The 12,539-nt window shown below is 71.4% G+C and carries 8 protein-coding genes; 4 read left to right on the forward strand and 4 right to left on the reverse strand.

Annotation, left to right across the window (positions count from 1 at the left end; translation table 11 throughout):
• The first annotated feature begins 22 nt into the window (after positions 1-22).
• Positions 23-1,402, forward strand: a complete 1,380-nt coding sequence (locus AB0D59_RS21900) for an aminotransferase class V-fold PLP-dependent enzyme (protein WP_362567692.1) — start codon at positions 23-25, stop codon at positions 1,400-1,402.
• A gap of 88 nt (positions 1,403-1,490) precedes the next feature.
• Here the strand turns inward: AB0D59_RS21900 and AB0D59_RS21905 are convergent, their stop codons facing one another.
• Positions 1,491-2,465 (reverse strand): carbohydrate kinase family protein, encoded by a 975-nt coding sequence (locus AB0D59_RS21905; protein ID WP_362567695.1) that lies wholly within the window; start codon positions 2,463-2,465, stop codon positions 1,491-1,493.
• A gap of 133 nt (positions 2,466-2,598) precedes the next feature.
• Between AB0D59_RS21905 and AB0D59_RS21910 the strand changes: the two genes are divergently transcribed.
• Both AB0D59_RS21910 and AB0D59_RS21915 read left to right on the forward strand, forming a co-directional pair.
• Positions 2,599-2,808, forward strand: coding sequence for a hypothetical protein (locus AB0D59_RS21910; RefSeq protein ID WP_351732311.1), 210 nt, complete (start codon positions 2,599-2,601; stop codon positions 2,806-2,808).
• A 104-nt stretch (positions 2,809-2,912) separates the two neighbouring features.
• Positions 2,913-4,946 carry a hypothetical protein gene (locus AB0D59_RS21915; RefSeq protein WP_362567698.1) on the forward strand — a complete coding sequence of 678 codons (2,034 nt, stop codon included), beginning with the start codon at positions 2,913-2,915 and terminating at the stop codon, positions 4,944-4,946.
• Between the two features lie 68 nt (positions 4,947-5,014).
• Here the strand turns inward: AB0D59_RS21915 and AB0D59_RS21920 are convergent, their stop codons facing one another.
• Positions 5,015-5,371, reverse strand: a complete 357-nt coding sequence (locus AB0D59_RS21920; protein ID WP_030582488.1) for an iron-sulfur cluster assembly accessory protein — start codon at positions 5,369-5,371, stop codon at positions 5,015-5,017.
• A gap of 321 nt (positions 5,372-5,692) precedes the next feature.
• On the opposite strand from AB0D59_RS21920, the gene nadA reads away from it, so the two are divergent.
• Positions 5,693-6,889 (forward strand): quinolinate synthase NadA, encoded by a 1,197-nt coding sequence (gene nadA / locus AB0D59_RS21925; protein ID WP_362567701.1) that lies wholly within the window; start codon positions 5,693-5,695, stop codon positions 6,887-6,889.
• A gap of 16 nt (positions 6,890-6,905) precedes the next feature.
• Here nadA and AB0D59_RS21930 read toward each other — a convergent pair whose 3' ends face one another.
• Both AB0D59_RS21930 and AB0D59_RS21935 read right to left on the reverse strand, forming a co-directional pair.
• Positions 6,906-9,242: a protein kinase gene (locus AB0D59_RS21930; RefSeq protein WP_362567704.1), complete on the reverse strand. Its 2,337-nt coding sequence runs from the start codon at positions 9,240-9,242 to the stop codon at positions 6,906-6,908.
• Between the two features lie 141 nt (positions 9,243-9,383).
• Positions 9,384-12,497 (reverse strand): efflux RND transporter permease subunit, encoded by a 3,114-nt coding sequence (locus tag AB0D59_RS21935; RefSeq protein ID WP_362567707.1) that lies wholly within the window; start codon positions 12,495-12,497, stop codon positions 9,384-9,386.
• Positions 12,498-12,539: the final 42 nt, after the last annotated feature.

Consider the following 12,539-nt stretch of genomic DNA (forward strand, 5'->3'; position numbering starts at 1 on the left):
GAGGACGCTCTAACGTTGCTGTGTGTCCTACTTTGACGCCGCGTCCGCTGCTCCCCTGCATCCCGCTGCCCGCCAGGCGTTGTCGGCCTCACTCGACGACGGGTGGGCCGACCCCGCACGCCTCTACCGCGAAGGGCGCAAGGCCCGGATGCTGCTGGACGCCGCCCGGGAGGCGGCCGCCGAGGCGGTCGGGTGCCGGGCGGACGAACTGGTCTTCACCCCGTCCGGAACCCGCTCCATCCATACGGGTGTCGCGGGGGCGTTGGCCGGTCGCCGTCGCACCGGACGTCACCTGATCGTGTCAGCCGTCGAACACTCCTCGGTGCTCCATTCGGCCGAGGTGTTCGAGGCCGGGGGCGGAGAGGTGACGCAGGTGCCGGTGCGGCGGACCGGCGCGGTGGACGTCGAGTCGTATGCCGCCGCCCTGCGCGCGGACACCGCGCTCGCGTGCCTCCAGTCGGCCAACCACGAAGTGGGGACCGTGCAGCCGGTGGCGGCGGTGGCCGAGGTGTGCCGGGCGGCCGGGGTGCCGTTGCTGGTGGACGCGGCGCAGTCGCTGGGGTGGGGGCGGGTGGAGGGCGACTGGTCGTTGCTGACGGCGAGTGCGCACAAGTGGGGCGGGCCGAGCGGGGTCGGGCTGCTGGTCGTCCGCAAAGGGGTGCGGTTCGCCGTCCAAGGGGCCTCGGACGAGCGGGAGTCGGGGCGTTCGCCCGGTTTCGAGAACCTGCCGGCGATCGTCGCGGCGGCCGCGTCGCTGCGGGCCGTCCGGGCGGAGGCCGCGCAGGAGGCCGTACGACTGCGGGAGCTGACGGCGCGGATCCGGGCGCGGGTGCCGGAGTTGGTGCCGGACGTGGAGGTGGTGGGGGACGCGGACCGGCGCCTGCCCGGGATCGTCACCTTCTCCTGTCTCTATGTCGACGGAGAGACCCTGCTCCACGAACTCGACCGCGAGGGCTTCTCCGTGTCGTCCGGGTCGTCCTGCACGAGCAGCACGCTGACGCCCAGCCATGTGCTGAAGGCGATGGGGGTGCTGAGCGAGGGGAACGTGCGGGTGTCGCTGCCGGCGGGGACGGCCGAGGCGGACGTCGACCGCTTCCTGGAGGCGCTGCCGGGGGCGGTGGCGGGGGTGCGGGAGAAGCTGGGCGCCCCGATGCCGACGGCGACCGTGCGGCGGGCGGAGGAAGTGATCGTGGACTCGCTCGGGAAGCGGTGCCCGATCCCGGTCATCGAGTTGGCGAAGGTCATCGGCAGCGTGCCGGTGGGCGGCAGGGTGCGGGTCCTGTCCGACGACGAGGCCGCACGACTCGACATCCCCGCGTGGTGCGAGATGCGGGGCCAGGAGTACGAGGGCGAGGAACCGGCGGAAAAGGGAACGGCGTACCTGGTCCGCCGGATCAGCTGAGCGCCCCCTCGGGGGCGCGGGGCTGTGTCGCGACGTGCGGCTGTCGCCGCGTGGGCACGACCAGCCCCCACACGTCCGCGGGCGGACGTCAGACCAGATACCCGCGGACCTCTTCCGCGGCCTCGTCCCCGTACGCCTTCGTGAACCGTTCCATGAAGTGCCCACGGCGCAGCTGGTACTCCTGCGTCCCCACCGTCTCGATGACGAGGGTCGCCAGCATGCAGCCCACCTGGGCCGCCCGCTCCAGCGAGACCCCCCACGCCAGGCCCGACAGGAACCCCGCGCGGAACGCGTCGCCGACACCCGTCGGGTCGGCCTTGCGCTCCTCGTCGGGGCAGCCGACCTCGATGGCCTCCTCGCCGGCCTTCTCGATCCGCACGCCGCGTGCGCCCAGCGTGGTGACCCGGTGGCCGACCTTCCCGAGGATCTCCTCGTCGCTCCAGCCGGTCTTGGTCTCGATCAGCCCCTTCTCGTACTCGTTGGAGAAGAGGTACGTCGCGCCGTCCAGCAGTATCCGGATCTCGTCGCCGTTCATCCGGGCGATCTGCTGGGAGAAGTCGGCGGCGAAGGGGATGGCGCGGGTGCGGCACTCCTCCGTGTGGCGGAGCATGCCCTCGGGGTCGTCCGCGCCGATCAGGACCAGGTCGAGGCCGCCCACCCGGTCGGCGACGGTCTTCAGCTCGATCAGGCGGGCCTCGCTCATCGCGCCCGTGTAGAAGGAGCCGATCTGGTTGTGGTCGGCGTCGGTCGTGCACACGAAACGCGCGGTGTGCAGGGTCTCGGAGATGCGGACGGAGTCCGTGTCGACGCCGTGCCGGTCGAGCCAGGCCCGGTACTCGTCGAAGTCGAAGCCCGCCGCGCCCACCAGGACCGGCCGGGTGCCGAGCTGTCCCATGCCGAACGCGATGTTCGCGCCGACGCCGCCCCGGCGTACGTCCAGGTTGTCGACCAGGAAGGACAGCGAGACCGTGTGCAACTGGTCCGCGACGAGCTGGTCGGCGAAGCGGCCGGGGAAGGTCATGAGGTGGTCGGTGGCGATGGAGCCGGTGACTGCGATGCGCACGGCTGGGACTCTCCTGAGGGGGAGGCGTAATTGACAGTTAACGCTACCGGGTCGGCGTGGGCAGCCTGAAGGTGCCAAAACTACCCGATAGTAGATCTTTCTTCGCGGCGCCCGACGTGCATACCGTTCGGTCATGACGAACCTCAAGGTCCACGCCCCCGCTCCGGCCGACCTCGACGGCGACTTGGCGTCGCTGCGCGGTGACTGCGCGCGGATGGCCCCGCACTGGGCGGTTCCCGATCACAGCGATGCCCGTCCGGTGCCGCCGTCACTCATCCACGGGGTGACCGTGCCGAAGAAGTCCGCCAAGCTGCTGGACGCGATGTCCGACTACGGCGACTGAGCCGCCCGGCGCGTTCCCAGGGAACCGCGCGCTCCCCTCCCGCGTCCCATCGCCGTCCCCCGTGAAGGGGAGGCGGGATACGACACGCGGCAAGGAGCGAGACGGTGAAGAGCGAGCGACCCGAGAACGACGACGGCGCGGCCGCGGGCACCACCGGGGAGCCCCCCGAGGCCCGGCAGACCACGGAGTCGCCGAAGGCGGCCGAGCCCGACGCCCGGTCCAGCGCGGGGCCCGCCGAAAGCACCGCACACCCGGAACGGGACGCGCCCGCAGCGGCGCCGGAAACGGCCCCGGCACCGGAAGGAACCCCGGAACCGGCAGCACCCCCTGCCGCGGAGACGGCCCCCGAGCCCACGGCGAGCCCCGCGCCGACCGAGGCCCACGCCGCGGACAAGGCTCCCGAGCCGGTTACGGCCCCGAAGCCCGAGCCATCCCGCGAGCCGGCCACGCCCCCCGCCGCGGAGACGGCCCCCGAGCCCACGGCGAGCCCCGCGCCGACCGAGGCCCACGCCGCGGACAAGGATCCCGCCCCGGACGAGACCCGGAAGTCGGAAACGGCCCCGAAGCCGCAAGAGACCCCGGCCCCGATGGCGGCCCGGCGGTCACAGGAAACCCCCGCCCCGAACGCGGCCCCGCAGTCACAAGAAGCCCCCGGCTCCGAGACGGCCCCCGAGTCCGAGGTTGCCTCGCTCTCCGGTGTCGACGCCGTCTTCGGGGGCGACGCCGGCCGTCCCGCCCGTCGGCGGTCCCCCGCTGTCATCGCCTCCGTGGCGGCCGCCGTGCTGCTGATCGGTGGCGGTGCGGCCTTTCTCGCCGCGAGCGGCGGCTCCGGCGGCGGGTCCGGGGCCGGGACAGGAACCGGGACCGGCGCCTCCGGTGGTTCCACTCCCCCGCCGCTCGCCCTGGACGGTTACTCCTCCGGGGGCAACGGGATAGCCGCGGGTGAGCCCAACCCCTACGGCGTGACCTACAAGGCAGGCGGAACGCTCCCCGACGGGCCCGCCTCCGCCGCCGTGTTCCAGCCGGCCGGCGAGGTCTCCAGGGACCGGGTGGCCGCGCTGGCGAAGGCGCTCGGGGTCGACGGGGCGCCGGTCGCCGAGGGCGGGGTGTGGAAGGTAGGCACCGACAACGACGGCTCCGGCGGGAGTCTCCAGGTGAACAGGGCCGCCCCGGGCATCTGGACGTACAGCCGCTACGCCCCCGGCACCGACAACTGCAAGAGCGGCCTCGTATGCGCCCAGGATCCGGCGGCGCCGGCCGGGGACCCGGTGAGCGTCTCCGTCGCCGAGAAGGCGGCGGCGCCGGTTCTGAAGGCGCTCGGCCAGGACGACGCGAAGCTCGACGCGAGCCAGGTCATGGGCGCCCAGCGGGCGGTGAACGCCGATCCCGTGGTGGGCGGGCTGCCGACGTACGGCTGGACGACCGGGCTGACCGTCAGCAAGCAGGGCGAGGTCGTCGGCGGCAACGGAATGCTGGCGACGCCGGCCAAGGGCGACACGTATCCGGTGCTGAGTGCCGCGAAGACACTGGGCCTGATGAACGCGGCGCCCCGTTCCGACCACCGGATGGGCATCGGCGGCTGCGCCAGTTCCGTACCGCTGAAGGACCGGCTGGAGCAGCCGTGCTCCGCCTCGACGTCGTCCGCTTCCCCGGCCGCCTCGGCCGTGATCGACAACGCGGTGTTCGGGCTGGCCGCGCAGTCCGTCGGCGGCCGGCAGGCGCTGGTGCCGTCCTGGCTCTTCCAGGTGCGCGGCGCGGCGGACTCGTACACCGTCACCTATCCGGCGGTGGACCCGAAGTACCTGGCCTCCGCCGCCTCGCCGACGCCGAGTTCCTCGGCGGGGACCCCGAAGGACGTGAAGGTGGACGGCTACACGGCCGACGGCAGCGAGCTGACCGTGGCCTTCACCGGCGGGGTGTGCGCCGACTACAAGGCCTCCGCGGACGAGGGCTCGGAGCAGGTGGTGGTCAAGGTGACCGAGACGCCCTGGCCGGACAAGATCTGCGTCATGATCGCCAAGCAGTACCACCAGACGGTGCGTCTCGACGCGCCGCTGGACGGCCGGAAGGTGGTCGGCACGGACGGCACGGCGGTTCCGAAGGAGAAGGCGGTCACCCTCGACCCGCAGGTGGGCTGAGGACACACGAAGGCGGCGGCCCCTGTGTGAGGGGCCGCCGCCTTCGCTCTGCTGTGTGCCGGGCAGGCTCAGCTGAAGGAGTCGCCGCAGGCGCAGGAGCCGGTCGCGTTCGGGTTGTCGATCGTGAAGCCCTGCTTCTCGATGGTGTCGACGAAGTCGATCGACGCGCCGCCCAGGTAGGGAGCGCTCATACGGTCGGTGACCACCTTGACGCCGCCGAAGTCCTTGACCACGTCTCCGTCGAGGGAACGCTCGTCGAAGAACAGCTGGTAGCGCAGGCCGGAGCAGCCACCGGGCTGGACGGCGACACGCAGGGCGAGGTCGTCGCGGCCTTCCTGGTCGAGCAGGGCCTTGACCTTGGCCGCCGCGGCGTCACTGAGGATGATGCCGTCGGTGACGGTGCTGGTCTCGTCCGATACGGACATCTACATCTCTCCCGGGTTGTACGGAGACTGCTTGCCGACGAGTGCAACCGGCGGGTCCGCTGTTTCATTCCGGGCCGGCGTTCGCGTTCTCGCGTTTTCGCTTTTTCTCGCCTTCGTCTACGTCTCCATGCTCGCACATGCCCGAAGTCACGCACAGCGGCCTGTTGACCACCCCGCCACCACTCCATGGCCACCCTCGCGCAACTCTCCCGTACGGCTCCGGGATTCACGTCACATCGACACAATGGGCATCGTCAAAGTGACGTGAAGCGGTTATGATAGATAACGTCAGAACGACGAAAAGTAGAAAGGGTGCGTGTCGTGACCACCGCCCAGACCACGGAGCTCGACGTACAGCCGACTCCGCTCGCCCTGCTGCTGCTCGGCCGTGAGGCCGACCCGAAGAGCGAGCGGGGCGTCGAGTGTCCCGGCGACCTGCCCTCGCCGTCCGACCCGGACCTGGTCGCGCGCGCCCGCGCGGCCAAGGAGAAGCTCGGCGACAAGGTCTTCGTACTCGGCCACCACTACCAGCGCGACGAGGTCATCCAGTTCGCCGATGTCACGGGCGACTCCTTCAAGCTGGCCCGGGACGCGGCCGCCCGCCCGGAGGCCGAGTACATCGTCTTCTGCGGTGTGCACTTCATGGCCGAGTCCGCCGACATCCTGACCTCGGACGACCAGAAGGTGGTCCTTCCCGACCTGGCGGCCGGCTGCTCGATGGCCGACATGGCGACGGCCGAGCAGGTCGCCGAGTGCTGGGACGTGCTGACGGAGGCCGGGATAGCCGAGCAGGTCGTCCCCGTCTCGTACATGAACTCGTCCGCGGACATCAAGGCGTTCACGGGCAAGCACGGCGGCACCATCTGCACCTCGTCCAACGCCCAGCGGGCCCTGGAGTGGGCGTTCGAGCAGGGGGAGCCCTCGGCAACAAAGGTCCTCTTCCTCCCCGACCAGCACCTCGGACGCAACACCGCCGTCCGTAACATGGGGATGAGCCTGGAGGACTGCGTCCTCTACAACCCCCACAAGCCGAACGGCGGCCTCACCCCGGAGCAGCTGCGCGACGCCAAGATGATCCTGTGGCGCGGCCACTGCTCGGTCCACGGCCGCTTCTCGCTGGACTCGGTGAACGACGTCCGCGAGCGCATCCCCGGCGTGAACGTCCTGGTCCACCCCGAGTGCAAGCACGAGGTCGTGTCGGCGGCGGACCACGTCGGTTCGACCGAGTACATCATCAAGGCCCTGGAGGCCGCCCCGGCCGGCTCCAAGTGGGCGATCGGCACCGAGCTGAACCTGGTCCGCCGCCTGGCGAACCGTTTCGCTCCCGAGGGCAAGGAGATCGTCTTCCTCGACAAGACGGTCTGCTTCTGCTCGACCATGAACCGCATCGACCTCCCCCACCTGGTCTGGACCCTGGAGTCGCTGGCCGAGGGCAACCTGGTCAACCGGATCGAGGTCGACAAGGAGACCGAGGCGTTCGCCAAGCTGGCGCTGGAGCGGATGCTGGCGCTGCCCTAGCCGTACGACCCCCGTGTCACCCCGAGCCGACGGATTTCCGCTCGGGGTGCGCGGGGTCGAGGGTGAAGATGGTGCCGTCGGAGGTCGAGAGGACCAGGGCACCCCGGTTGAACCACACGGTCGGCAGCAGCCCGCTGTTGCCCAGCACCTGGGCACGGGCGGAGGACTCCCACAGCACGGTGCCCTTCGCCGCGTCGAGTGCGACCACCCGTCCGCTCGCGCCGGCCGTGTACACCGTGCGCCCGCTCGCGTCCACCGAGGCCTGGCCCGGCGACTCGAGGTTCGTGTGGCTGTTCCACAGCCGGGCCCCCGTTTTGGGCGAGAAGGCGGTGACCAGGCCGCTGGAGGTGGCCAGGTAGAACGTGCCGTGGGCCAGCGTGGGCAGTCCGCCCCGGTAGTGCTCGGGCAGGGGCGTCAGGGTGCGTCTGCCGGAGTCGGGGTCGACGCGCACGATGCGGGTGTAGATCAGGTCGGGGCCGTTGTCGACGTCCTGGTCGTCCGACTCCAGGAAGACCAGCTCTCCGGCGAGCACGCCCACGAAGCTGGCCTGCTCGGCGGGGGACGCGAGGGTGCGGACCGACCCGTCGGGGTCGACCAGATAGAACTTCGTGGCGTGCGAGCCGTCCTCCTGGTCGGCGCACTCCACGTAGGGAAGGCCGTCGGCGGCCATCACCGAGCAGAGGTAACCGACGGGCACGGGGATCGTGCGGCGCACGGTGCCGTCCCGTGCCGAGCGGACGGTCACCGCGCTGCCGTCGCCCTCCTCGGTCAGGGTCATCCCGTCGGCGTAGGCCGATCCCAGGCTGTCCGTGCGCACCGCGTGCGACCAGCGCACGGCGCCGCTCTCCCGGTCGAGCCCGAGGACGGACTGGGCCTTTCCCAAGCCGCTGTCGTCGGTGATCTGCAGTTCTACGACGACCTTGTCGCCGTCCACGCCGAGGACGGTCGTGATGTAACGGTCCGCCGGCACCCCGGCGGGTGCGATGTCGGCGCGCCACAGGGTCCGGCCGGTGCCGGCGTCGACCCGGGTCGGGAGGAGCGCGGTGCCGCCGCAGTAGACGGAGCCGCCGTCCGACACACAGGTGGGCGAGGTGTCGCCCTCGTAGCCCGGCGCCTTCTTCACCCCGCGCTCGGCGGGCGCGGACACGGTGGTCTGCCAGGGCTTCCAGCCGGTGGGGAGGGTGCCCCAGCGGGAGGCCGAGGACCCGGTGGCTCGGGTGCGGGCCTCGCCGTCGCCGTTCCACGGGCCCAGCAGGAGGAAGCCGGTCAGGACGGCGGCCAGGGCGGCGGCCAGGACCGCGGACAGCACGAGCAGGGCCCGCCGGTGCGCGCGGCGGCGGGTGGCCGGCCGGACGGTGGTGCCGAGGGCCGGGGCGCCGGGGCGGCCCCCGGAGGGCAGGCGCAGGGTCAGCGTCTCCGGTTCGCCGGGCGCCGGCTCCGGCAGGGCCCGCTCGAACTCCGCCTCCAGTTCGTCGAGTCCGGGCCGGTCGGCGGGTGCCTTGGCCAGGCAGCGCTCCAGGACCGCGCGCAGCGGCCCGGTCACCCCGTCCAGGACGGGCGCGTTGTGAACCACCCGGTAGCCGGTCAGGTAGGGGCTGTCGGCGTCGAAGGGGCCGCGTCCTGTGACGCAGTACACCAGCAGCGCGCCGAGCGAGAAGACGTCCGAGGCGGGGCCGACCGTACGGGCGTCGGTGAACTGCTCCGGGGACATGAACGGCGGGGTGCCGACCATCTGCCCGGTCTCGGTGAGGGTGTTGTGGTTCTCGGCCGCCCGGGAGATACCGAAGTCGATGACGCGGGGGCCGTCCTCGGCGATCAGGACGTTCGCCGGTTTCAGGTCGCGGTGCACCACCCCGGCCCGGTGGATGTCCCGGAGCGCCTCCACCAGGCCCAGCGCCAGGGGCCGCAGGTCGGTGACGCGCAGGGCGCCCCGGTCGCGGATGCGGGCGGCGAGCGACTTCCCGGGCACGTACTGGGTGGCCATCCAGGGCGGTTCGGCCTCCGGGTCGGCGTCCACCACGGCCGCGGTGAAGGCGCCGCTCACCCGGCGGGCAGCCTCGACCTCCTGCCGGAACCGGGCCCGGAAGACCGGGTCCTGGGCGTACTGGGCGTGCACCACCTTGACGGCGACCTCGCGCCCGGAGCGGGACCTGGCCCGGTAGACGACGCCCATGCCGCCGGCGCCGAGCCGGTCGACGAGTCTGTGGCCGCCGATCGTCCTCGGGTCGTCCTTGTGCAGCGGCACCCCGAAACTCCCCTTCGCCGCATGGCAGTTCGAGCCGACAGCATACGGAACCCGCACCACGCCGACGGCCGGTTCCCGGTGGGTCACCGGGAACCGGCCGTCGTTCACAGGACCGTCCTACGGCCGAGGGACCGACCGCACGGCCACGGACTGACCGCACGGCCACGGACTGACCGCACGGCCGTGGACTGACCGCACGGCCATGGACCGACCGCACGGCCATGGACCGACCGCACGCCCTCGGGACCGTCACACGGCCGCGGGCTCCGGTTCCTCGGCGGGGCGCACCGGTTCCGCGGGGCCCTGCCCCTTCTTCGCCGCGCGCTTGTGCGCCCGGCGCTCCTTGCGGAGTTCGAGCATCGCGTACAGCGTCGGCACCAGCAGCAGGGTGAGCAGCGTGGAGGTGATCAGACCGCCGATCACGACCACCGCCAGCGGCTGGGCGATGAAGCCGCCCTCGCCGGTGACGCCGAGCGCCATCGGGAGGAGGGCGAAGATGGTCGCCAGGGCGGTCATCAGGATCGGGCGGAGCCGGTGCCGGCCACCCTCGATCACCGCTTCGACCACGCCGTGACCCTGGCGCCGGTACTGGTTGATGAGGTCGATCAGCACGATCGCGTTGGTCACCACGATGCCGATCAGCATCAGCATGCCGATCATCGCGGGGACGCCCATCGGGGTGCCCGTGACGATCAGCAGGCCGATCGCGCCGGTCGCCGCGAACGGGATGGAGACCAGCAGGATCAGCGGCTGGACGAGCGACCGGAAGGTCCCGACCAACACCATGAAGACGATCGCGATCGCCGCGAGCATCGCCAGGCCCAGGTTCCTGAACGCGCTGTCCTGGTCCGAGGTGACGCCGCCGATCGAGGCCGTCGCGCCTGCCGGGAGCTTCAACGCCTTGATCTTGGACCGGAGTTGGCTGCTGACCGCGCCGGTGTTGTCACCGGTCGGCTTCGCGGAGACGGTCGCGGCACGCTGGCCGTCGATACGGGTCATCGACACCGGCCCGTCCACCAGCTTCACGGTGGCGATGTCGCCCAGCTTCACCGGGCCCAGCTTGAGGGCGCGCAGCTGTGCGAGGGTCTCGGCCGGCTTCGCCGACTTGACGACGACGTCCCGCTCGGTGTCGTCGAGGACCGCCTTCGCGGCCGTGGTGCCCTTGACCGCCTGGGTGACGGCGGCGCCCAGCGTCTGGTCGTCGAACCCGGCCGCCGCGGCCTTGGAGTTGGCCTTCACCGAGATGCGCGGCACGCTCTGGGAGAGGTCGCTGGTGACGTCGGTGACGTCGTCCAGCTGGGCGACCGCGGCCCGGACCTGCTCCGAGGCCGTGCGCAGCACGTTCCCGTCGGCCGCCTTCACGACGACGCTCAGGTCCTGGCTGCCGAAGCCGTCACCGGCGGACACCGTGGTCGTACCGATGCCCGGCAGCTTGTGCAGGCCGTCCTCGATGGCGTTCTGGACCCTGTCGTACGACTTCGAGTCGTCCAGCATCACCGAGTACGACGCCTGGTTGGTGTCCGTGCCGCCGCCGAAGGCCGCCATGAATCCGGACGAGCCGACCGTGACCTGGTAGTCCTTCACCCCGTCGACGGAGGCGAGCAGCTTCTCGACCTTCTTCGCCTGCGCGTCGGTCGCCGCCAGGCTGGTGCCCGGCTTCAGCTCCTGCTTGACGGTGAGGACCTCCTGGTCGCCCTGGTCGAAGAAGTTGGTCTTCAGCAGCCCGGACATGCCGAACGTGAGGACCAGGACCACGATCGCGAGCAGCACGCTGGTGAGGCGGCGCCGGGTCGCGAAGCGCAGGACGGGGACGTAGGCGCGCTGGAGCCTGCTGTCGGCCTCCTTCGCCTCGGCCTTGCGGCGGGCTTCCTCGGCGTCCTCGGGGGTGCCCTTCGGGGCGCGCAGGAACCAGTACGACAGCACCGGTACGACCGTCAGCGAGACCAGCAGGGAGGCCAGCAGCGCGGCCGTCACGGTGATGCTGAACGAGCCGAAGAGGGCACCCACCATGCCCCCGACCAAGCCGATCGGCAGGAAGACGGCGACCGTGGTGAGGGTGGAGGCGGTGACCGCGCCGGCCACCTCGCGGACCGCGCCGAGGATGGCGGCCTGGCGCTCCTCGCCGTAGCCGAGGTGGCGCTTGATGTTCTCCAGGACCACGATCGAGTCGTCGACGACCCGGCCGACGGCGATGGTGAGCGCACCGAGCGTGAGCATGTTGAGGGAGAGACCGCGGGTCCACAGGACGATGAGCGCGAGGACCACCGACAGCGGGATGGAGACGGCCGTCACCAGCGTCGAGCGGATCGAGGCCAGGAAGACCAGGATGATCAGGACCGCGAACGCCAGGCCGAGGGCGCCCTCGGTGGTGAGGCCCTTGATGGACTTGGAGACCGCCGGGCCCTGGTCGCTGACGACCATGAGGGTGGCGTCGGAGCCGAGGTCCTGACGCAGCTCGGGCAGCTTGTCCTTGACCGCGTTCGAGATGGAGACGGCGCTGCCGTCGTGGTCCATGGTGACGTTCACGGCGAGGCTGGGGCGGCCGTCGGTGCGGGTGATCGAGTCCGCCGGGGCCTCCTGCTCCCTGACCGAGGCCACGTCACCGAGGCGCACGGGCTTCTTGACGCCCTCTCCGGTGACCATCAGGTTCTTGATCTGCCCCAGCGAGGTGAGTCCGCCGCCGACCTGGACGGTGCGGTTGGCGCCGTCCTCGTCGAAGGAGCCCGCCGGCACGGTCGCGCCGGCCGCCTGGAGCGTCTGGGCGACCACGGCCGGGGTGAGACCCGCCTCGGCCAGCTTCGCCTGGCTCGGGGTGACGGTGACCTGGAGGTCCCGCACGCCGGTGACCTGGACGCGGCCGACGCCGTCGATGTCCTTCAGGTCCGGGACGACCGTCTTGTCGAGCTGGTCGGCGAGGGCCTGCTGGTCCTTGCCGGAGGAGGCGGCGAGGACCACGGTCGGCATGTCGTCCGTGGAGCCGGCGATGACCTGCGGGTCGACGTCGTCCGGGAGCTGGGCGCGGTTGACGGCCAGCTGGACGTCGGCCACCAGCTGCTTGGTGTCGCTGCCGTAGTCGAAGGACGCCATGATCACGGCGTTGCCCTCGCTCGCGGTGGAGGTGACGCCGGTGATCCCGTCGACGCCTTCGAGGTTGTTCTCGACGGGCTCGATGACCTGCTTCTCGACGACGTCGGGGGCCGCTCCCTGGTAGGGGGCGATGACCGACACCATGGGCAGGGAGATGGTGGGCAGCAGCTGCTGCTTGATCTGGGGGATGGCGATCGCCCCGAAGGCGAGCGCGATCAGTGACATGAGGCCTATCAGGGCCCGCTGCGCGAGGCTGAATCGGGACAGCCAGGACATGGGTCAGGGTCTCTTTTCGGTGAGCTGCTGTGAGCGGAGCTG

It is taken from the genome of Streptomyces sp. NPDC048417 (assembly GCF_040651615.1).
Classification (GTDB): Bacteria; Actinomycetota; Actinomycetes; order Streptomycetales; family Streptomycetaceae; genus Streptomyces.